This is a genomic window from Aestuariivirga sp., assembly GCF_020252405.1.
Taxonomy (GTDB): domain Bacteria; phylum Pseudomonadota; class Alphaproteobacteria; order Rhizobiales; family Aestuariivirgaceae; genus Aestuariivirga.
The window spans coordinates 1-21,036 of sequence record NZ_JADCDA010000037.1 but is presented as its reverse complement, the minus strand read 5'-3'; the positions used below and the strand labels follow the sequence as shown (position 1 = coordinate 21,036).

Sequence of the window (21,036 nt, the reverse complement as noted above, 5' to 3'; positions counted from 1 at the left end):
TGGCGCGGCTTGTCTTTCCGCCACCTGTCAAACGCGCCTTCGTGTTCAGTTGGTCACTCTGGCGGCGCGTTCACCAAGCCCATGCCGCCGAGGCCCACTACCGCGCAAGACTCACCACGCAGACGCAACTGTAGTACTAAAGCGAAGAGCGCTCAAGTCGAATCATGTGATCTTGCGACGCGCGGCCTGTCTTCTCCCGCTCCTTCAGCGGGAGAAGACGTTGGGCTGCGCGGTCATGTGAATGCACGCCGCTCCAGCGCCGCGCACCGCAAGAGTTCCGCCGCCGGCCATCTGGCGCGTCGGCGGGCGGAGCCTGTGTCAGACGGTCACTGCAGGCCGAGCGCGGCGCGCAGTTCGGCCTTGGCGGGGGCGAATTCCTTCTGGAATTCGGCGTTCTGTTTCAGCGCCTGGGCGATCAGCGCGCCGGAAGCGAAGCCAGCGCCGAGGTCGGAGCGGTAGTGGACGCCGACGATGAGGCGGCTCGTGGCATAGTCCTCGGCGCGCGCCATCAGCTCGGCGCGCTTTTCCGGCGCCATGTCGGACAGCACGATGGCGATCGCCGTGCCGTTGGTGGTGTGGCCGGAGGGATAGGCGTTGGACTTGGACAGTTCGATGAAGGGCGTGATCTTGTCATCGACCTTCGGCGGGCGCGGCCGGGCGAAGAACTTTTTGGCCGGCTTGGTCACCGCGTCCTCGGTGTCAAGCACGCGCTGGATGAGGGCAGCGGTCAGCGGCGCCTTGGCGGGGTCCAGGCTTGCCAGGCTGGTGGTGGCGATGAAGGGTGCGAGGCCTTCGTCATCATCGGCAATCGCCTGCTTCTTGCGGTCTTCGCTGACGGAGGCCTGAAGCGCCTTGATCTCGGCGAGCTCGGCCGCGGTCACGGACGAATCCCCGGCGGGCGGCGGCACCAGCAGCACCGTGAGATCGACGGCCTCGGGGCCGAAATAAGGATGCCCATCGTCGGCCAGCGCCGGAACGGCGAGGGCCAGGGCGGTAATGGCGCCGATGAGGGCGCGGCGGGTCAGTCCGAGCATAATTTTCTCCTGTCGAATGCCGGGGACGACGACGGCTGTGGCGGCGGGATGAATGTGATGTCACAGTGCCCATGAAGGTCGGCATGGGCCGCCACGGACATGTCACGGAACTGTCACGCCGGCGGCGTAGCGGGATCTGAAAGCCGCGTGGCGACGGACACCGCTCATGACCGCACCTGCCGTTCCGGGTCTCATCTGCGCGTTCGGGTTCGACTGCCTGGGGCGCGGGCGCAGGCTCGCCGAGGACAAGATCGCGTATCCCCCGGCTGGCGATGGCGAATGGCTGTGGCTTCACCTCAACTTCGCCGACTGGCGCTGCCGCCGGTGGCTGTCGGAGACCTTCGGGTTTCCGGCGGAGCTCGCGAACCGCATCTGCGATGCGCCGGTGCACCAGCATGTGAGTGCCTGGGAAGGCGTGCTGTTCGGACATCTTGCCGACTTCCGCCGCGAATTCGATGCCGACTCGACCGAGTTCGCCTGGCTGCATTTTGCGCTGGGCGGGCGCTTCCTGATCACCGGGCGGGCGAAGGCCGTGCAGTCGGCGGAGCGGCTGCGGCAGGTGATCGGCGCGGGCTTGTCCTTCGCCAATCCGGCGGGCCTGCTGTCCCACCTCCTGTCGCTTTACACCGACGTGCTGGACACAGCGCTGCACCGGCTCTCCGATGAGCTGGAGATCATCGAGGACCATGTGCTCGACGAGCATCACCGCGGCGAGCGCAAGCGGCTGATGCTGACCAGGCGCGAAATCGCCCAGCTGCACCGCCATATGCGCGCCATGCGCCGGGCGCTGCAGACGGCGGAGCGCGCGAGCATTCCCACACCCGGGGGCTTCGCGCTCACCGCGGCGCGGCTCAGCAACCTCGACCAGGACTTCGCCGACATGGAGGCGCGCGCCCGCTTCTTTCATGACGAGATCGACGCCAAGCTGACGGCCGAGACCAACCGCCAGCTGTTCACGCTTTCCGCCCTGACGGCCGCCTTCCTGCCGCCGGCGCTGGTGGCCGGCATGTTCGGCATGAATGTCGAGGGCATTCCCTTCACCGGCTCGCCCTGGGGCTTCTGGGCGGCGGCGGGGCTCTGCGCGCTTTCCTCGGGGGCGGTGGTCCTTTATCTCGGGCTGATGGACCGCAGCTGAGACCCTTCATCTCCATGTCACCGAATGCGCCGATGAAGGGGTTTGGGAGAATCAACGTGCCGCAACTTGGACCAGAGCCCTTCCTTCACCCCAACGCCAATGTGCGCAACAGCAGGCTCGGCGCCTTCGTGGAGATCGGCGAGGGGACGAATGTGCTCGAGTCGGTGATGGGCGATTACAGCTACACCGCCCGCTATGCCGATATCGCCTATTCCATGCTCGGCAAGTTCGTGAACGTCGCGGCCTTCACCCGGCTCAACCCCGGCGAACATCCCTATCACCGCGCCTCGCTGCATCACTTCATGTATCGTTCCAGCTATTTCTGGGCGGAGGAGCCTGATGAGCAGGCGGTGTTCGACTGGCGCCGCTCGCGGCCTGTGCGGGTGGGGCATGACACGTGGATCGGACACGGCGCCATCGTCATGAAGGGTGTGACCATCGGCGACGGCGCCATCATCGGCGCGCAGTCCGTGGTGACCAAGGACGTGTCGGCCTATGCCGTCGTCGCGGGTGCGCCGGCGCGGCTGATCAAGTGGCGCCATCCGCGCGCCGTGGCGGACCGGTTGCAGGCGCTGGCCTGGTGGGACTGGAGCCATGAGGAGCTGCGCGCCGCGCTTCCGGATTTCCGCGCGCTTTCGGCCGAGGCCTTCCTCGAAAAATATGAGCGCGCGTCTGTCATAAAACCGTTACATTCGGTTGGTTAGAGGCGCCATGCCATCACACGCCCCGACATCCGGCGAAACCGCGCGCGCGGCGTGGATGCGCATTCTGGCGCTTTCCGCGTGGGGCGATCTCGAGGCCTGCGCGAAGGACTATACCGATACGGCGCATGACGTGCTGAGGCCGCCGGAGACCGGCCTCGTGATGCTGCGCGGGCGCATGGGCGCAAGCGGCGCCGCCTTCAACCTGGGCGAGGCGACGGTGACGCGCTGCGCGGTGCGCCTCGGCGACGGAACCGAGGGGCACGCCTATGTGATGGGCCGCAGTGCCGCGCATGCAAAGCTCGCGGCAATCTGCGATGCGCTGCTGCAGCGTGACGCCCAAAGACTGTCCGAAACGATCATCGCGCCGCTGGCGGCGAAGCTTGATGCGGAGCAGGCGGAGGCCTCCACCAAGGCCGCGGCCACCAAGGTCGATTTCTTCACCATGGTGCGCGGCGATGACTGAGCGCGGATTTGCCGATGCCCCCGTCCAGTCGGCGCACGCCTTTCGCGCCATCATGCAGGCCATGGCGCGGCCCGGCCGCGTGCAGGCGATCGATGCCGATGTGAAGGCCCCCGCGCCGCTGCTGCCGAGTGCGGCTGCCGTGGCGCTGACACTCTGCGATTTTCAGACGCCGGTCTGGCTCAGCCCCCGGCTCCGTGACGAACGGATCGTCCATTATCTGCGCTTTCATGCCGGCGCGCCGCTCGTGGCGGAGCCGCAGGCGGCGCAATTCGTCTTTGCCACCGCGGCCGATCTGCCGCCGCGGCTGGGGCTGCTGGCGCAGGGTACGCATGAATATCCTGACCGGTCCGCCACGCTGGTGATCCAGGTGGCGGGCTTCGTGCCAGGATCCGTCGAGCTTTCGGGGCCCGGCATACGCGGCGGCGAGCGCTTTGGCGTTGTGGGCCTCGATGAGGCGTTCTGGACGGCCATGGCGGAGAACCATGCGCGCTTTCCCGTGGGCATCGACGCGATCTTCGCGGCACCTGGCAAGCTGGCGGCTGTGCCGCGCTCGACCGCCATCCGCATGCTGGAGTCCGCCTGATGTATGTGGCCGTAAAAGGGGGCGAACAGGCCATCGACGCCGCGCACCGGCTGCTCGACGAGGAGCGCCGCGGCGACCGCAGCGTGCCATCGGTCACGCTCGAACAGATCGCCGGACAGCTGACGCTCGCGGTCGACCGCGTAATGAACGAGGGTTCGCTTTATGACCGCGAGCTCGCCGCGCTGGCCATCAAGCAGGCGCGCGGCGACCTGATCGAGGCGATCTTCCTGATCCGCGCGGCGCGCACCACGCTCGCCCGCTTCGGTTATGCGGAGCCTTTGGACACGCGGGCGATGCGCGTGAAGCGCCGCGTCTCCGCCGCTTTCAAGGACATTCCGGGCGGGCAGATCCTGGGGCCCACCTTCGACTACACGCACCGGCTTCTCGATTTTTCGCTGGCCGGCGATTATGAGCCGCCGGAGGCCGCCCGCGCGCCCGGCGCACTGCGCAGCGACATGCCGCGCGTGCTGGAAATGCTCGGCAGCGAGGGGCTGATGGAGCAGCCGTCGCAAGAGGCGCGCGAGCCCGCCGACCTGACGCAGGACCCGCTGGATTTTCCCGCAGGCCGCGACCTGCGGCTGCAGAACCTGGCGCGCGGCGACGAGGGCTTTCTGCTGGCGCTCGCCTACTCCACGCAGCGCGGCTATGGCCGCACGCATCCCTTCGCCGGCGAGATCAGACTGGGCACGGTGGAGGTGAGCTTCACGCCCGAGGAGCTGGGCTTCCCCATTGTCATCGGCGCGATCGCCGTCACCGAATGCGAGATGATCAACCAGTTCAAGGGATCGGCCACGGTGAAGCCGCAGTTCACCCGCGGCTATGGGCTGGGCTTCGGCCAGTGCGAGCGCAAGGCCATGTCCATGGCGCTGGTTGACCGCGCGCTGCGCGCCGGCGAACTGGGCGAGGAACGCGGGGCGCCGGCCCAGGACGAAGAGTTCGTGCTGTCGCATTCCGACAATGTGCAGGCGACGGGCTTCGTCGAGCATCTGAAGCTGCCGCATTACGTCGACTTCCAGTCGGAACTCGTGCTGCTGCGCCGCCTGCGCGCCGGGACGGAGGCCGCGAAACACCGGCTGGAGGCCGCGAAAGACCGGCCCGAGGCCGCGGAATGAACGTGCCCGCCTATAATTTTGCTTATCTCAACGAGCAGACCAAGCGGATGATCCGCCGGGCCATTCTCAAGGCCATCGCCGTTCCCGGCTATCAGGCGCCCTTCGCCAGCCGCGAGATGCCCATGCCCTATGGCTGGGGCACCGGCGGGGTGCAGGTGACGGCCTCGGTGCTGACGCCCGAGGATACGCTCAAGGTCATCGACCAGGGGGCGGACGACACCACCAATGCCGTCTCCATCCGCAAGTTCTTCGTCAGGACGGCGGGTGTCGCCACCACCGGGAAGACGGAGGAGGCGAGCGTGATCCAGACGCGCCACCGCATCCCCGAGACGCCGCTGACCGAGGATCAAATCCTCGTCTTCCAGGTGCCGATCCCGGAGCCCCTGCGCTTCCTCGAACCGCGCGAGACCGAGACCCGCACCATGCATGCGCTGGAGGAATATGGCGTGATGCATGTGAAGCTCTACGAGGACATCGCGCAATATGGCGAGATCGCCACCACCTATGCCTATCCGGCCAGGGTGGCGGAGCGTTATGTTTTCGATCCTTCGCCCATCCCCAAATTCGATAATCCGAAGCTTGACGATTGCCCGGCCCTGCAGCTGTTCGGCGCGGGCCGCGAGAAGCGCATCTACGCCGTGCCGCCCTATACCAGCGTGAGGAGCCTCGATTTCGAGGACCACCCCTTCGAGGTGCAGCGCTGGGACCAGCCCTGCGCCCTGTGCGGCACGCGGGAGAGCTTCCTCGACGAGATCGTGATGGATGACCGGGGCACGCGCATGTTCGTGTGCTCCGATACGGATTTCTGCGCCAGGAACAGGGGCGAGAGATGAGCCCGCTTCTTGCCGCCGAGACTCTCGGCAAGTTCTATGGCGCGCGCGTGGGCTGCCGCGACGTTTCCTTCGATCTGTGGCCGGGCGAGGTTCTGGCGATCGTCGGGGAATCGGGATCGGGCAAGACCACGCTTCTGCGCTGTCTCTCGGGGCACATCCCGGCCAGTTCCGGCAAGGTGCGCTATAGGACGCGCGACGGCCGCATGGTGGCGCTCGACGAGATGAGCGAGGCGGAGCGCCGCATGCTGATGCGGACGGACTGGGGCTTCGTGCACCAGGATGCGCGCGACGGCCTGCGCATGGGCGTGTCCGCCGGGGCCAATGTGGGCGAGCGCATGATGGCGGTGGGCGAGCGGCACTATGGCCGCATCCGCGCCGCGGCGGTTGACTGGCTGAGGCGGGTCGAGATTTCGGAAGACCGCATCGATGACAGCCCGTGGTCCTATTCCGGCGGCATGCGGCAGCGGCTGCAGATTGCCCGCAACCTCGTCACCTCGCCGCGCCTTGTGTTCATGGACGAGCCGACGGGCGGCCTCGACGTCTCCGTTCAGGCGCGGCTTCTCGATCTGATCCGCGGCCTCGTCAGGCGGCTTGACCTGGCGGCCGTTGTGGTGACGCATGACCTCGCGGTGGCGCGGCTGCTCTCCTCGCGCATGATGGTGATGCAGCAGGGCCAGGTGATCGAGCAGGGGCTGACCGACCAGATCCTCGAAGACCCGCAGGCCCCCTATACCCAGCTCCTTGTCTCCTCCGTGCTGCAGGTGTGACCATGGGCGCGGTGCTGAAAATCGAGAACCTCTCCAAGTCGTTTCTGCTGCACCAGCAGGCCGGCGCCCGCATTGAGGTGTTCGAGGGCCTGAACGCCGAAGTGGAGGCGGGCGAGGCCGTGGCGGTGACGGGCCCTTCCGGGCGCGGCAAGAGCTCGCTGCTGAAACTGGTCTATGGCGCCTATCGCGCCAGCTCCGGGGCGATCCATGTTTTCTCGGACGGCGCCTGGACGGATGTGGTGACGGCGCCGCCGCGCGGTGTGATCGGCCTCAGGCGCAACGTCATCGGCTATGTGACGCAATTCCTGCGCGTCATCCCGCGCGTGCCCGCCGAGATGGTGGTGGCCGAGCCGTTGACCGACCGCGGCATGGCGCCGGAGCAGGCGCTGGCGCGGGCCCGCATGCTGCTGGAGCGGCTCAATATTCCGCAGCGGCTGTGGCATCTCTCGCCCATGACCTTCTCCGGCGGCGAGCAGCAGCGCGTCAACATCGCGCGGGGCTTTGCGGCGCATTTCCCCATCCTGCTGCTCGACGAACCCACCGCCTCGCTCGATGCCGGCAACCGCAACCGCGTGCTGGAACTGGTGGCCGAGGCGCGCGCGGAGGGGAGCGCCATTCTCGCCGTGTTCCACGACGAGCAGGAGCGCCGCGGCGCCTGCTCGCGCAGCATCGAACTGGGTTGAGGCAAGCATGCGCCACGCCATCTATTTCGCTCCCAGACCCGGCACGCTCCTGCACGATCTCGGTTCACGCTGGATCGGCCGCGACGCCTTTGCGGGCGAGACCCGCGAACAGCCCGGCGTGCCCGGCATCGGAGCGGTCACCGGCGATCCGCGCCGTTATGGCTTCCACGCCACGCTGAAGCCGCCCTTCACGCTGCGCGGCCCGGTTTCCGCAGAGGCGCTGCTGGGCGCCGTGGCCGCGCTCGCCGCCGGGCAGCGGAGCTTCACCGTGGCGCTGAAGGTGGGCGTGCTCGACCAATTCCTGGCGCTCGTGCCGCGGGAGCCGGGCGAGGCTTTGCAGCGCCTCGCGGAACAAGCGGTGCGCGAACTCGACGGCTTCCGCCAGCCGCCATCGGAGGACGAGCTGGCGCGGCGCAGGCTGGCCCAGCTCACGCCCAGCCAGGAGCGCCATCTCGCCCATTGGGGATATCCTTATGTGATGGGCGATTTCCGCTTCCACATGACGCTCACGGAGCGCCTGCCGCCCGCCGATATCGGGCGCTTCAGGTCCGCCGCGGAGGCGCATTTCGCGCCGGTGCTGGCGGAGCCTGCCGCCATCGACTGTCTGAGCCTGTTCACCGAAGCCTCGCCCGGCGCCGCCTTCATGGCGGTGCGCCAGTTTCTCTTCTCCAGCCCAGCCGAGGTTGCCGCATGACCGGGACAGTCTTCACCAATGCCCGTGTCGTGCTGCCGGACGAGGTGCTGGAGGGCACGGTGGTGGTGCGTGACGGCAAGGTCTTCGAGGTAATCGAAGGCCGTGTTGCGGCGCCGGCCGAGGATCTCGACGGCGACTATCTGGTCCCCGGCCTCGTCGAGCTCCACACGGATCATCTGGAAAGCCACTTTCTGCCGCGCCCCGGTGTGGCCTGGCCGGCCATCCCCGCCGTTATGGCGCATGACGCGCAAATCGCGGCGGCCGGCATCACCACGGTCTTCGATGCCCTGCGCGCCGGCAGCTTCGAGCCGGGCGACCGCTCGGCGCGCGAAGCCATGTCGCTCAGCGCCGCCATCGTCGAAGCGCAGGACAGCGGGCGGCTCAGGGCGCAGCACTTCATCCATCTGCGTTGCGAGCTGCCCTGCGCCGATACGGCCGAGTCGGCGGAGATGACGGCTCAGGCCGGGCCGCTTCACCTCATCTCGATCATGGACCACACGCCGGGTGCGCGGCAGTTCGTGTCGATCGACAAATTCCGCGAATATTACATCGGCAAGAAGCTGATCCTGCCCGAGCATATGGACGGCTACATCGCCGTCCGCCAGGAACTGCAGGCGAGGCATGCCGCCGCCAACAAGCAGGCGATCATCGCCATGGCGGCAAGGCTGGGGGTGCGCCTGGCCAGCCATGACGACGCCACCGAGGCGCATGTCGAGGAGGCGATTGCCGACGGCGTGGCCATCGCCGAATTCCCGACGACGCGGGAAGCCGCCCAGGCCGCCCACCGCAACGGCCTCGCGGTTCTCATGGGGGCGCCCAATGTGGTGCGCGGCAAGTCGCATTCCGGCAATATCTCGGCGGTGGAGGTTGCGGCGGGCGGGCACCTCGACGTGCTGTCATCGGACTACGTGCCCTCAAGCCTGCTGCCCGCCGTCTTCCGGCTGGCGGAGACGGTGCCGGGCATGGGCCTTGCGGCGGCCATGCGCATGATCACCCTCAACCCGGCGCGCGCCGCCGGTCTTGACGACCGCGGGGCGATCGAACCGCATCGCCGGGCTGACCTTGTGCAGGTGCGGGTCAGGGATGGCATTCCCGCCGTGCGCCGGGTGTGGCGCGAAGGCCAGCGGGTGATGTGATGGATGGCGCAAAGGGCCATCTCGTGCTCGTGGTCGGCCCCAGCGGGGCCGGCAAGGACGCCGTGATGACCGGTGCGCGGGCCGTTCTCACGGCGCGGGACAATGTCATGTTTCCGCGCCGCTTCGTCACCCGCCTCAGCAACCCCGATGCCGAGGACCATGTGTCGATGACGGAGATGGAGTTCGCCGTGGCGGTGGCCGACGGGGCCTTCGCCCTCTGGTGGCGCGCGCACGGCAATTCCTATGGCATCGGCCGCATCGTCGGGATCCACCTCGACGCCGGCGCCACTGTGGTGGTGAACTGCTCACGCGCCTCGGTGGCCGATGCGCGCGACCGCTTCGCCAATGTGACGGTGATCGAAATCACCGCGCCCGAGGACGTTCTGGTCAGCCGCATTGTGGCGCGCGGGCGTGAGACGGCCGGGCAGGCGCGCGAGCGCGTCAAGCGCAAGGCGCCGGATTATCCGCCGGACGTGCGCGTCGAGCGGATCGTCAATGACCGCACGCTCGACGAGGCCGTCGTCCAGTTCTGCGCCATCCTGCGCAGCCTGAAGGGCGCTGAACCCAACCCCGGCGGCGCGGCGCTCTCCCTGCGGGCGTCGTGACGGCTGCGGAGCTCATCGTTTCCGGTGGCCTCTGCCTGTTGCCGGGGCGGGGGCTCGCTGCGGCCGACATCGTGTGCAGCGGGGGCAGCATTGCGGAGATCAGGGCGCCGGGCGGCGGCGCGGGCGGCATCGATGCGGCGGGATGCCTCGTGCTGCCGGGCATTGTGGACATCCATGGCGATGCTTTCGAGCGCCAGATCATGCCACGGCCGAAAACCATGTTTCCGCTGGACATGGCGATGCGCGAGACTGACCGGCAGCTCGCCGCCAATGGCATCACCACGGCCTATCACGGCATCACCATCTCCTGGGAGCCGGGGCTGCGCAGCCTCGAGCAATCGCTGCGGGTGGTCGCGGCCCTCGACCGGCTGGAGCCGCTGCTCGCCGCCGACAACCGCATCCACATCCGCTGGGAGACCTTCGCCCTCGATCAGGCAGCCGAGGTGCTGAAGCTTCTGGCGCGGGCCAGGGCGCCGCTGCTCGCCTTCAACGATCACACATCGCCGCTGATGAAGGCAGCGGATGCGCGCAGCGCGGTGAACCGCCATGCCGAACGCGCCATGGTGGCGCCGGAGCGCTATCTGGCGCTCTATGAGCAGGCCATCGCCCGCGGTGACGGCGTGCCCGCCGCCATTCATGCGCTGGCGGAAGCCGCGCGGCGGCAGGGCGTGGCGATGCTGTCGCATGACGACCGAACGGCGGAGGACCGCGCCTTCTACCGCGCGCTGGGGGCGCATATCGCCGAGTTCCCGGTCACGGCGGAAGCGCTTGATGCATGCGTGGACGGGGAAGACGTGGTCGTGCTGGGCGCGCCCAATGTGGTGCGCGGCGGAAGCCATTGCGGGGCAATCGGCGCGGAGCAGGCGGTGCGCGCCGGGACATGCGCCATTCTGGCCTCGGATTATTTTTATCCAGCACCCCTCCACGCGGCGCTCGATCTTGTGGAGCGCGGCGCGCTGCCGATGGAGCGCGCATGGGCCCTGATCAGCGCCAATCCGGCGCGCGCCGCGGGCCTTGCCGACCGCGGCGGGATTGCCGAGGGGCTGCGCGCCGATCTCCTGGTTCTGAGCCCGCTGGACCGGCAGCCGGTGGCGACAGTCTGCGCGGGGCGGGCCGTTTATCGCAGCCGATAGAGCATAATCTGGCGCATGTTCCGGCCAGGTGGTTCAACCTGATCGGAAGATGCGCTAAATCGGCGCCGCCTTGCTGCCGGCGATGGCATTGCGCAGCAGGCTGGAGAGGCGGTCAATGACCGAGACGGTGATCAGGATCATGATGATCAGGAAGGCGACCTTCTGCCATTCCAGCGTGCGGATCATCTCCGAAATCTCAAGGCCGATGCCGCCTGCGCCGACGATGCCCAGGATGGTGGCGGAGCGGGTGTTCGATTCGAAAAAGTAAAGAACCTGTCCGATCAGCACGGGGGCCACCTGCGGCAGAAGGCCAAAGCGGATGCCATGGAGTTTGGCGCCGCCCGAAGCCTTCACACCCTCCACCGAGCGCTCATCGGACGCCTCGATCGCCTCCGAAAACAGTTTGCCCAATGAACCGATGTCGGAAATGGCGATGGCCAGCACCCCGGCGAAGGGGCCGAGGCCCACGACATTGATCCAGATCAGCGCCCAGATCAGCGTGTCGACGCCGCGCAGCGTGTCGAAGCTGCGCCGGGTGAAGAAGCGCAGGAACTGCGACACGGTGGTGTTGCGCGCCGCCAGCAGGCTGAGCGGCAGGGCAAAAATCGCCGCCAGCAGTGTGCCGAGAAAGGCGATGGCCACCGTCTCGCCCAGCGACCTCAGGAAGCGCTTGAGGGTGGCGGGGTTTCCCCAGTCAGGCGGGAACATGAAGATGATGAAATCGCCCAGCCGGTTCAGCCCGCTGAAAAACCGGCCGGGAGAGAACCCCAGATGCCACAGGCCGAAGGCCAGCAGCGCCAGGGCGGCGGCGGCCAGCGCCCAGCCCGTCCGGCCCCGCGGCGCGAACACGGCGGCATAGCGCGCCCGCAGTGCGGCATTCTCGATGTCGGTATAGCCGCCGCTGTCCATGCTGCTCATGTCAGGCCGCCTGTGAAATGAAGTGACGCCGCACCCGCTCGGTCACAAGGTCGATGATGAAGACGGTGACGATGATGAGCAACAGAATTGCCGAGACATCGGGATAGTAATATTTGCGGATGGCCTCTATGAGGTCCTGGCCGATGCCGCCCGCGCCGACGAAGCCCATGACAGACGCGCCGCGCACGTTGATTTCGAAGCGCAGCAATCCGTAGCTCACGAAGTTGGAAAGCACCTGCGGCAGCACCGCAAAGCGCATGGTTTTGGTCCAGGACGCCCCGGATGCTATAAGGCCCTCGACCGGTTTCTGATCGACGTTCTCCAGAACCTCGTAGAACAGCTTGCCGAGGGCGCCCGCGGTGTGGATGGCGATGGCCAGAACCCCCGCCATGGGCCCAAGGCCGAAGGCCATGACGAAGATCAGAGCGAAGACGAGGTCCGGCACCGTGCGGCAGAATTCGAGGATCCGGCGCGTGACAAAGCAAACCCAGCGCGATGCACCCAGATTGCCGGCGGCGAGAAAGCAGGCCATTGCGGCAAACACGGCTCCGAGCAGGGTCGCCACATAGGCGATCAGCAGCGTGTCGGCCAAAAGGCGCAGCCACTTGCCGAGGCCCCAGTACCAACCCGCCACGTCATTCAGCACGAAGCGGCCCGTCATCGGGCCCGAATCGAGCAGGAAGATGCGTCCGATATAACTTGGAAACTTGTGGATGTTCTGAAAGAGCAGCGGAAGATTTACTTCGGCCATCCAGCCCGCTGCCAGCACAAGCCCGGCGAAGACCGCGGCGGCGATCAGAAAGCGGCGGCGCTTCACCGCCACTTCGGCGGCATAGGAGCTGGCCAGCTGCTCCACGGAGGGGCGCGGCGGCGTCGCGGCGGATGCGGTCATGCGGCGCTCCTGAACGGAAAGGGTCCGCGCCGGCGGCGCGGACCCTCCAATCGCTTACGACTTGCGCAGCGTGTCGACGAACGTGTTCAGCTGAACAATGCCGTCATAGGCGGCATTGTCAGTCGGAACCCACAGCTGCTGCTGGCCGTCGGTCATCACCTTGAAGGCCTCCGGATCGTTCTTCTCGATCGCGAAGAAGGCGTCCTTGATGCCGCTCTGCAGCTCGGGCGGCAGCTTGCTCAGCATGGCGAAGGGCGAGTTCACGATCTGGCCGGACTTGAAGATGATCTTGAAGTCGTCGTACTTGGCCATGCCCTTGCGCTCCATGCGGCGCAGGTTCGATTCGTTCTCGTCGGTCCAGGAGTTGAACACGGCGTCGACCTGGCCCTGCTGGAGCGCGATGATCGCATTCTCGTGGCTGCCGGTGTAAACGACGTTGGCGAAGAACTCCTCGGGCTTGATGCCCATCTTGTTCATCTCGAAGCGCGGAACGTTGTTGCCGGAGGTGGAGTTCGGGTCGACGAGGCCGAGGTTCTTGCCCTTGAGGTCCTCGATCTTGGTATAGGGCGCGTCGGCCTTCACATACATGACCGAGTAATAGCCCTTGGAGCCATCCTTGTTCACCTGCATGGCGAAGGCGTCGATCTTGGCGTTGTTCATCAGGGCGCGGGCGAAGGACGAGGGGCCATAAAGCGCGATATGGATATTCTCGGCGATCTGGCCTTCGATGACGGCGGCATAGTCATTGGCGATGCGCAGCTTGACGGGCACGCCCAGCTGCTTCGTCAGATACTGCATGAAGGGCTCGTAGCGCTTTTCGACGCCGGTTGCGTTCTCGTCCGGGATGGTGGCGAAGACGAGCTCGGGGTAGTCCGCCTTCCAGTCGGCGCGGGCGGCGGTGGCGAGCACCGGCAGGGTGGCGAGGCCGGCTGCGGCCTGCAGAAGGTGACGGCGGTTCATCATGGGTGGAACTCCTGTTGGGATGTTGGTTGAGGGAGGCTGGATCAGGCCGCGCTGGGAAACGCCGCGGACCCGTTCAACTGCCGTGCTGTCGCCTCCTCGAGGTCCAGCACGTCGTTCGCTTCAAGGCCGTAAAGATCGATGACGGTGTCATCCGTCAGCATGTCGGGGGCGCCGTCAAACACCACGCGGCCCGCCTTCATGCCGATGAGGCGCGTGCAATACTCGCGCGCCAGTTCGAGGGAGTGGAGATTGCACATCACCGTGATGCCTGCCTCGCGGTGCAGGTCCCGGAGCGAATCCATAACGATCTTGGTGTTGCGCGGGTCGAGCGAGGCCACGGGCTCATCCGCCAGAATGATGCGCGGGTCCTGCACCAGGGTGCGGGCGATGGCCACGCGCTGCTGCTGGCCACCTGACAGGCTTTCGGCGCGCTGGCCCGCAAGCTCTGCAAGGTCCAGACGGTCGAGCGCGCGGAGGGCGCGGAGCTTTTCGTCGTCGGGCCAGGCCTTGAGCAGGGCGGGCACGAGGGAGATATGGTTGATGCGGCCCATCAGGACGTTGGTGAGAACGTCGAGGCGGCCCGCCAGGTTGAACTGCTGGAAGATCATGCCGCAGGAGGAACGCCAGTCGCGCAATGCCTTGCCGCGCAGCGTGGTGACATCCTTGCCGTGGAAATCGATCCGGCCTTCCGACGGATCGACAAGGCGGTTGATGCAGCGGAGCAGCGTCGACTTGCCCGCGCCCGAGCGGCCGATCACGCCGACGAAGGACCCGTCAAGAATGTTGACCGACACGCCGGAAAGAGCCGGTTTGCCGCCGAACCGCTTGCCGAGATTCTCGATGCTGAGCATATGCGCCTTCCTTCGGGAGACCCGTTAACCGCCACGCAACAACAGCCGCGTGACAAATAGATTGCAGCTTGATGACAGCGGCGCGCCGCAATTCCGGCCCCGGAGCGCGACGGGGAGCCGGACGGGCCGTGCTGTTCCTGCTTCCGCCAGCTTCTCGCTGACATGCCGGAAAATCCGCGCATGATCGGCGACCATGCCACCGACATCGCGGAGACCATCTGCTGTCCCGTCGACGGCAAGGCGCTGTCAGGCGCCCGCCCCAGGGGCGATGCCACACTCGAGCATGATCCGCAAAAGTGGAACCGCTTTTGCGATAAGATCATGCTCAAGCTTTTGATCTGGCGGCCTCCTGCTGTTTCAGGCAAACGGATTGCGGCTGGCGAGCCTTGCCCACACCAGCTTCGGGTGCATTCTGGAAAGGCGCGGCGCGCGTTGGGCCGCGGGCGCCGCGGTCATGGGCTTTCCATGCCACTCGAAACGCGATCCGGCGCAGCCGACGATGAAGACGAGCGGCAGCAGTGCGTCCCGCAGCAGAATGGCCGTGAAGGAACGCGGCCAGCCGGCAAACCGCAGGAGCAGCAGTTCGGGGATGTACCAGGCCGCCAGGAATATCGCGGCAGGGAGTGGCAGGGAAAGTCCGAGAAGGTGAAGGCCGATGAGCAGAATCACGAGCGGCGGCAGGCTTCCAGCAAGAATCTCAGGCGCGAAAAGCAGCGGGAAGCTGGCGCGGCGAAGCCTCGCCCAGCGCACCTGCCGTTTCCAGACCTGCGCCGCGCTGCGCGGCCCCACCAGCTGCGGAAACGGTCCGGCGAGGCGGATGCGCTGTCCTCTGGCGCGCATCATCTTGGTTGCCGCGGCATCCTCCGCGGGCTCGGATGCGAGCAGTGCGAAGCCGCCGTTGTCGAGATCGGCGCGGCGGAAGAACAGCGTCTTGCCCTGCGCAAAGCCGAGCCCCAGCGTATCGACCGCATATTGCATGCGCGCCTGATAGGAGTTGAGGAAGGCGCACTCGAGTTCGGCCCAGAAGCCCTCGGGCAGGAGGCCAACCGGCGGAGCGCTGACCATGCCCGCCCCTGTCTCCATCGTCTGCATCAGCTGGTCCAGATAGTCCGGCGGGGTGAAGACATTGCTGTCGACAAAGACAATGTGGCCGTGACTCGACTGGCGGAAGCCCTTGGCCATGTTGTTGAGCTTCGGGTTGGCGCCCACGGCGTCAACGCCGATCAGCAGACGCGCATTTCGGCCCGGGTGCCGCGCCAGCTCGGCGCGCACAAGGGGAATCACAGGGTCGGCCGCATCCTCGACGCAGAACAGTATCTCGTAGTCGGGATAGCGGATCGCGAAGGTCGACCGGAGCGTGTCACCGGAAAACGGCTCGAGACCGCAGAGCGGGCGCACAAGCGTTGTGGGCGGCCGCTGCCGGGGCGGCGTTGCGGTGCGGCCCTGGCGGCAGCGCCACAGGGCTATGCCATTGGCTGCGATCTGCACGGACAGGGCGGCGGCGCAGAAGCCAAGGCAGGCAAGTCCCGGTATCGACATGGAGTTTCCGCTATAAGCTGCAAACGGTGGTGGGATGGGTGTGCAGCGCCGCCGTCATCGCGGCAGCGCGAAGGATGCATCCCGCGGATCATGGCGCGATGTCATTGGTCCGCAGGGAACGAGCCATGATTCGAACAGGTCGGCGCAGGTCCGCCAGCTGAACTTCCTTGACCCTTCCTCCACCACCCCGCGGTCGAGAACGAGGGCGCGTTCCACGGCGTCATCGAGACGGTCGGCAATGATGCCGGTGGTTCCGTTGTCGACGACGTCGAGCGGGCTTGGCGCATTATAGGCGGCCACCGGCGTGCCGCAGGCCATGGCTTCCAGCATGACGAGCCCGAATGTGTCCGTCCGGCTCGGAAACACCATCACGTCAGCGGCGGCGTGGGTGCGGGCATAGTCCTCGCCGTGCCGGAAGCCGAGGAAGTGGGCATCGGGGGCGAGCTTCTGCAGCCGCTGGCGTTCGGGGCCATCGCCGGCCAGCACCTTGCTGCCCTTCACCTTCAGTGCGATGAAGTCGTCGATGCCCTTTTCCACCGCCAGCCGCCCCGCATAGAGAATGATCGGGCGCGGCAGGCCGAGGTGATCGCGCGGATAGGGTTTGAACAGCGTGCGGTCGACGCCGCGCGTCCAGATTTTCACGTTGCGGAACTTGCGGCGGTCAAGTTCGGCGCCGATCGATTTGGTCGGCGCCATCACCGCCTCGCTTGGCGCATGGAAGCGCCGCAGCACCTCCCAGCCGAGGCTCAGCACCCCCGGGAGCGGAATGCGCGCGGCGGCATATTCGGCAAAGCGCGTGTGGAAGCCCGTGGTGAACCTCAGGCCCTCGCGCAGGCAGACGCGCCGCGCCGTCCAGCCGAGAGGCCCTTCGGTGGCGATGTGGATCACGTCGGGAGAGATGGCGGCGATCTCGGCCCGCAGCGCCGCGGCGGAGGTCTGGGTCAGCGTGATCTCGCGGTAAAAGGGCAGCGGCCGAGACGGGCGCCCTTCCGGATCGATGGTGCGGACGTCGTGGCCCTTGGCCCGAAGTTCCGCGATCAGGGCATTGAGCGTGCGGACAACCCCGTTAACCTGCGGGGACCAGGCGTCGGTGACGATCAGAATGCGCATGGGCCTGTTCCGTGGTCTGGGCGAAGCGGGGACTGTTCCAGTGCAGGATTTCGAAGGCGCCATCCGGGTGTTCGACAAGTGCCGTGCAGCTTTCCACCCAGTCGCCGTCATTGAGGTAGTGGATGCCGTCGATCATCCGGTCGTCGGGCGTGTGGATGTGGCCGCAGATGACGCCCTGGCAGTTGCGCGCCTTGGCGTCGCGCACCACCGCCTCCTCGAAATGCGAGATGAACTCGACCGCCTTCTTGACCCGGTTCTTGAGATAGGCCGAGAGCGACCAATAGGGCAGACGGAAGAAGCGCCGCACCATGTTGAGGCTCTTGTTGATCTCCATCGACAGCTCATAGGCCGTGTCGCCCAGCTTCGCGAGCCAGGGGGCGAAGCGCACAACGCCGTCGAACTTGTCGCCATGAAGAACGAGGTATCGCTTGCCCTTCGCCGAAATGTGGACGGCCTCCTCGAGCACCGCCACGCGGCCGAAACGCAGATTGAGAAAGTGGCGGAAGTTTTCGTCGTGATTGCCGGGAATGTAAATAAGCTTGGTGCCCTTGCGCGCCTTGCGCAGAAGCTTCTGGATCACGTCATTGTGCAGCTGGTCCCAGTGCCATGTCTTGCGCAGCGACCAGTTGTCGATGAAATCGCCCACGATGTAGAGCTGATCGGATTCGGTGACCCGGAGAAAGTCGAGAAGCGCCGCGGTCTGCGCCCGCTTCGTGCCGAGGTGAAGGTCCGAGATGAAGATGGCGCGGTAGCGCCGGGGCGAAATCGGAGCGGTGAGCATTTCCCTGCCTTCTGTCCTCGTTACGCCCCTTACGCCTGATTTGTGCAAAGCTTTTGTGACAATCAGGCCTGCAACCCCGAAGGCATTGTTCCGGTTGATTGTGACAATGCTCCTGGCCCCGGCGCATGTTCCGGTCAGGTGGGATCACCTTGTCGGAACATGCGCCAGATCAAAAGCTTGCGCATGATCTTATTGCAAAGGCGGGTTCCGCTATCGCGGTTTGCGGATCGGGCGCGTCGGGCGCGGCGTATGACGGCGCTGTGTCACCCCGCGGTCCCGTCCGCCGGGCTGGCCTGTCCGTCCCGCAGATGCTGCGGTCCATCCCATGAGCCAAGCGCGGCAAGGCGGGCGGATTTCTTCATCTGGTGCCGGTCCATGCGGCGCAGGACGCCGTCGAGGAAGGCCACGGCCTCGGCAAGGTGCGGCCCCTTGTTCAGCATCACGCATTCGGCGCGCTGGCCCATCGCGGCATCGGTGGTTTCGGCGCGCGTTGCGGCGCCTTCCTTGACCAGGGTCTCGAGAACCTGCGTCGCCCACACCACCGGCACATGCGCCGCCTCGCAAAGCCAGAGAATTTCTTCCTGAACTTCCGACAGCCGCTCGAAGCCGATTTCGACCGCCAGGTCGCCGCGGGCGATCATCACCGCGACGGGCATCGATGCGCCCGCCTGGACGAGCAGGCGCGGCAGGTTGCGCACCGCCAGGGGCGTCTCGATCTTCAGCATCAGCGCCGGCAGCGGCCGGGCCTTCATGCGGGTTTCCAGTTCGGCGGCCAGGCGGCGCACGTCCTCTGGCGTCTGCACGAAGGAATAGCCCACGATGTCGGCATTGGCGGCCACGAAATCGAGGTGCGACAGGTCGTCCGCGGTGAGCGCCGGAATCGCCAGTTCGGCGCCGGGCAGGTTCACACCCTTCTCGGGCTTCAGCTTCAGTCCCCTGGCGCGGGCATGCGTCACCTCCGCCGTGACGATGCCGCCCTCGCGCGCGACCACCTTTGCCAGCAGCTTGCCGTCATCGACCGCCAGGACAGCGCCCACCGTGAGATGCGCCAGCAGTTCGCTATGCGAGAGCGTGATCCGCGGCAGCCGCGCACCGGGGCCGGGCGAGGGCGCGATCACAAACCTGTCGCCGGGGAAAAGGCGTGTTCCCTGCTCCGCCATGACCTCGCGGATGCGGATCTTGGGTCCGGCGAGGTCCATCGCCACGCGCACGTCGCGCCCCTGCTCCGCGGCCGCCCGGCGCGTGATGGCGATCATCGCCGCCCAGGCGCGCTCATTGTCATGCGCGCAGTTGATGCGCACGCAGTCCGCGCCATTGGCGATCAGCGCCGGAATAAGCCCGCCGTCAACGGCGGCATCGCTGGGCAGGGTGACCATGATGCGCGTGCGTGGCCCCCCGGGGTCGCGGCCGAAAATGCGCGACTGGCGGTCGCGGAGAACGTCCGATCCCGCGGTGAAGACGGAAGGCTGGGGGAAGGCCGCCTCGCCGCCGCCCCGCAGGCCCACGAGCGCGGCCAGCACCGCATCGAGGCTTGCCAGAACGTGGGGTTCGCAGCGGCCCAGCGTCGACAGTCCCAGCCGCCGCAAGTCCGGCTGCAGCGTGCTGAGGTCAAAGCGCCTGAAGGCAAGATAATGCGCGAGATTGTCGGCGGACGGCAGGAAATCGCCAGTCCGCAGCGCCGGCCGCCAGTCGGCCATGAGCAGGGCGGCGCCATGCCCGATATCGCGGCGCAGGCCGGAAAGGTGGCCGTGCAGGGCCGCGATCCGATCTTCGGGGTCCGGGGCGCCGGGTGTCATGGCATCGCTCATCTGGCGTCAGTCATTGCTTGGATCACCGTTGCAGCTTCCGACCGCTGCATGAACGCTGTGTGACAGGGCAAGCCTGCGCCGGCGCTGGCCCCGCCCGCTGCCCGCCGGGCAGTCACATGTCTGTCATCCTTCCGCAACACAACGTAAGGGGAGCAGAGTGAGCATGGCGGCATGAGCGAGACCTTCGATTACCTCGGCATCGGGACTGCCAGCAACGGGGACGGCATCCGCTTCAGCTATTCAAGGCCGGAGCAGCGCTGGGCGAACCGCGGCATCATCCGCGCCATCGAGTGGATCAGCGGCCAGCCGCATCTTGAGCGGCTTTATCGCGCCTGGTCGGCCAATCCGCCGGAGGGCGAGAATATCTTCGCGGCCGCTGTCCGGCTTCTTGCCATTGATGTCGATATCGATGCGGCCGCCTGGGCGCGGCTGCCGCGCCAGGGCCCGGTGCTGTTCGTCGCCAATCATCCGTTCGGGGTGATCGACGGCCTGCTGATGGGCGACCTCGCGACAAGGGTGCGGCCCGACACCAAGATCATGACCCACAGCCTGCTGTGTCAGATTCCGGAAGCGCGTGACTATCTGCTGCCGGTCGATTTCGGCGGCACGCCGGACGCCGTGCACACCTCCGCGATGACGCGGCGGCGCGCAGCGGAGTGGCTGCGCAACGGCCATGCCGTCGCGATCTTCCCCGCGGGCAGCGTGTCAACGGCGCCGTCGCCCTTCCGCGGCCCGGCGGTGGACGCCGCCTGGCACAGTTTCGCGGCGAAGCTGGCGCTGCTGCCGGGCGTCACCACCGTGCCCGTCTGCTTCCAGGGCGAGAACTCGCGCCTGTTCCAGATCGTCAGCCACATCCATTATGCGCTGCGCGTGGCGCTGCTGTTCCGCGAGTCGCGGCGTCGCCAGGGAAGCCGCATTTCCGTCGCACTGGGCGAACCCGTGGCGGCGGAAGAACTGGCCGCGCTGGGCCCGCGAGACGCGGTGACCAGGGAGCTGCGCCGCCGCACGCTGTCGCTGCGGGGGCCTGAGGCACCGTCACCGGACCTCGAGTTCCGCTGGCCGCGCCACATCAGCTTCGATTAGCGGATGTTCCGATCAGGCCGAACCGCCCCGGCGGAGCATGCTCAAGCTTTTGATCTGGCGCATGTTCTTTTCGTTCAGGCGAGTCCGCCCGAACGGATCATGCGATGGAGCGCCGGGCGGTCATGCAGAATCGGGGTCTTTTCCCTCCCCCTTGTGGGGAGGGATTAAGGGTGGGGGTCCCCGGGCTCAGGTCTTTGAGAATTGGACTC

Annotated in this window: 22 protein-coding genes; 13 read left to right on the top strand and 9 right to left on the bottom strand. The window is 66.8% G+C overall.

What is annotated here, in order from left to right; translation table 11 throughout:
• Nucleotides 1–326: 326 nt before the first annotated feature.
• On the bottom strand, nt 327–1,034 hold the full coding sequence (locus IOC69_RS07180; RefSeq protein WP_290542863.1) for a phosphatase PAP2 family protein: 708 nt from the start codon (nt 1,032–1,034) through the stop codon (nt 327–329).
• A gap of 166 nt (nt 1,035–1,200) precedes the next feature.
• On the opposite strand from IOC69_RS07180, the gene IOC69_RS07175 reads away from it, so the two are divergent.
• The 12 genes from IOC69_RS07175 to IOC69_RS07120 are packed head-to-tail and all read left to right on the top strand — an operon-like array spanning nt 1,201 to nt 10,882.
• Nucleotides 1,201–2,169, top strand: coding sequence for a CorA family divalent cation transporter (locus IOC69_RS07175; RefSeq protein ID WP_290542862.1), 969 nt, complete (start codon nt 1,201–1,203; stop codon nt 2,167–2,169).
• Nucleotides 2,170–2,225: 56 nt separating this feature from the next.
• Entirely contained in the window at nt 2,226–2,873 is a 648-nt protein-coding gene (locus IOC69_RS07170; RefSeq protein ID WP_366935504.1) for a DapH/DapD/GlmU-related protein, read from the top strand.
• 7 nt (nt 2,874–2,880) lie between these two features.
• Nucleotides 2,881–3,336: a phosphonate C-P lyase system protein PhnG gene (gene phnG, locus IOC69_RS07165; protein ID WP_290542860.1), complete on the top strand. Its 456-nt coding sequence runs from the start codon at nt 2,881–2,883 to the stop codon at nt 3,334–3,336.
• On the top strand, nt 3,329–3,919 hold the full coding sequence (phnH, locus tag IOC69_RS07160) for a phosphonate C-P lyase system protein PhnH (protein ID WP_290542859.1): 591 nt from the start codon (nt 3,329–3,331) through the stop codon (nt 3,917–3,919). Before phnG ends, phnH begins: the two co-directional genes overlap by 8 nt.
• Complete coding sequence (locus IOC69_RS07155; RefSeq protein ID WP_290542858.1) at nt 3,919–5,031, top strand: carbon-phosphorus lyase complex subunit PhnI; 1,113 nt, start codon at nt 3,919–3,921, stop codon at nt 5,029–5,031. The genes phnH and IOC69_RS07155 overlap by 1 nt, the downstream gene beginning before the upstream one ends.
• Nucleotides 5,028–5,864: an alpha-D-ribose 1-methylphosphonate 5-phosphate C-P-lyase PhnJ gene (locus IOC69_RS07150; protein ID WP_290542857.1), complete on the top strand. Its 837-nt coding sequence runs from the start codon at nt 5,028–5,030 to the stop codon at nt 5,862–5,864. Before IOC69_RS07155 ends, IOC69_RS07150 begins: the two co-directional genes overlap by 4 nt.
• Nucleotides 5,861–6,631, top strand: a complete 771-nt coding sequence (phnK, locus tag IOC69_RS07145; RefSeq protein WP_290542856.1) for a phosphonate C-P lyase system protein PhnK — start codon at nt 5,861–5,863, stop codon at nt 6,629–6,631. Before IOC69_RS07150 ends, phnK begins: the two co-directional genes overlap by 4 nt.
• A 2-nt stretch (nt 6,632–6,633) precedes the next feature.
• Nucleotides 6,634–7,314, top strand: a complete 681-nt coding sequence (gene phnL / locus IOC69_RS07140) for a phosphonate C-P lyase system protein PhnL (protein ID WP_290542855.1) — start codon at nt 6,634–6,636, stop codon at nt 7,312–7,314.
• 7 nt (nt 7,315–7,321) lie between these two features.
• Entirely contained in the window at nt 7,322–8,008 is a 687-nt protein-coding gene (locus IOC69_RS07135) for a DUF1045 domain-containing protein (RefSeq protein WP_290542854.1), read from the top strand.
• Nucleotides 8,005–9,144, top strand: coding sequence for an alpha-D-ribose 1-methylphosphonate 5-triphosphate diphosphatase (locus tag IOC69_RS07130; RefSeq protein ID WP_290542853.1), 1,140 nt, complete (start codon nt 8,005–8,007; stop codon nt 9,142–9,144). The genes IOC69_RS07135 and IOC69_RS07130 overlap by 4 nt, the downstream gene beginning before the upstream one ends.
• Nucleotides 9,144–9,749 (top strand): phosphonate metabolism protein/1,5-bisphosphokinase (PRPP-forming) PhnN, encoded by a 606-nt coding sequence (phnN, locus tag IOC69_RS07125; RefSeq protein WP_290542852.1) that lies wholly within the window; start codon nt 9,144–9,146, stop codon nt 9,747–9,749. Before IOC69_RS07130 ends, phnN begins: the two co-directional genes overlap by 1 nt.
• Nucleotides 9,746–10,882 carry an alpha-D-ribose 1-methylphosphonate 5-triphosphate diphosphatase gene (locus IOC69_RS07120; RefSeq protein WP_290542851.1) on the top strand — a complete coding sequence of 379 codons (1,137 nt, stop codon included), beginning with the start codon at nt 9,746–9,748 and terminating at the stop codon, nt 10,880–10,882. The genes phnN and IOC69_RS07120 overlap by 4 nt, the downstream gene beginning before the upstream one ends.
• 54 nt (nt 10,883–10,936) lie before the next feature.
• On the opposite strand, the gene phnE (IOC69_RS07115) is transcribed toward IOC69_RS07120, so the two are convergent.
• The 8 genes from phnE (IOC69_RS07115) to IOC69_RS07080 all read right to left on the bottom strand — a co-directional run bounded on the left by phnE (IOC69_RS07115) (nt 10,937) and on the right by IOC69_RS07080 (nt 19,732).
• Nucleotides 10,937–11,791: a phosphonate ABC transporter, permease protein PhnE gene (phnE, locus tag IOC69_RS07115; RefSeq protein WP_290542864.1), complete on the bottom strand. Its 855-nt coding sequence runs from the start codon at nt 11,789–11,791 to the stop codon at nt 10,937–10,939.
• A gap of 10 nt (nt 11,792–11,801) precedes the next feature.
• Nucleotides 11,802–12,692 (bottom strand): phosphonate ABC transporter, permease protein PhnE, encoded by an 891-nt coding sequence (gene phnE, locus IOC69_RS07110; RefSeq protein WP_290542850.1) that lies wholly within the window; start codon nt 12,690–12,692, stop codon nt 11,802–11,804.
• Nucleotides 12,693–12,746: 54 nt separating this feature from the next.
• Entirely contained in the window at nt 12,747–13,655 is a 909-nt protein-coding gene (phnD, locus tag IOC69_RS07105; RefSeq protein WP_290542849.1) for a phosphonate ABC transporter substrate-binding protein, read from the bottom strand.
• A gap of 41 nt (nt 13,656–13,696) precedes the next feature.
• Nucleotides 13,697–14,506: a phosphonate ABC transporter ATP-binding protein gene (phnC, locus tag IOC69_RS07100; RefSeq protein ID WP_290542848.1), complete on the bottom strand. Its 810-nt coding sequence runs from the start codon at nt 14,504–14,506 to the stop codon at nt 13,697–13,699.
• 357 nt (nt 14,507–14,863) lie between these two features.
• A complete protein-coding gene (locus IOC69_RS07095) occupies nt 14,864–16,045 on the bottom strand; it encodes a glycosyltransferase (protein WP_290542847.1) in 1,182 nt (393 codons plus the stop codon).
• Between the two features lie 54 nt (nt 16,046–16,099).
• A complete protein-coding gene (locus IOC69_RS07090; RefSeq protein ID WP_290542846.1) occupies nt 16,100–17,155 on the bottom strand; it encodes a glycosyltransferase family 1 protein in 1,056 nt (351 codons plus the stop codon).
• The gene (locus IOC69_RS07085) at nt 17,112–17,936 is read right to left on the bottom strand and encodes a UDP-2,3-diacylglucosamine diphosphatase (RefSeq protein WP_290542845.1); all 825 of its coding nucleotides are present in this window, start codon (nt 17,934–17,936) and stop codon (nt 17,112–17,114) included. The genes IOC69_RS07090 and IOC69_RS07085 overlap by 44 nt, the downstream gene beginning before the upstream one ends.
• Nucleotides 17,937–18,199: 263 nt before the next feature.
• Nucleotides 18,200–19,732, bottom strand: coding sequence for a pyruvate kinase (locus tag IOC69_RS07080; protein WP_290542844.1), 1,533 nt, complete (start codon nt 19,730–19,732; stop codon nt 18,200–18,202).
• 183 nt (nt 19,733–19,915) lie between these two features.
• Here IOC69_RS07080 and IOC69_RS07075 point away from each other — a divergent pair, with 183 nt between their 5' ends.
• Nucleotides 19,916–20,827: a lysophospholipid acyltransferase family protein gene (locus IOC69_RS07075; protein ID WP_290542843.1), complete on the top strand. Its 912-nt coding sequence runs from the start codon at nt 19,916–19,918 to the stop codon at nt 20,825–20,827.
• Nucleotides 20,828–21,036 lie beyond the last annotated feature (209 nt).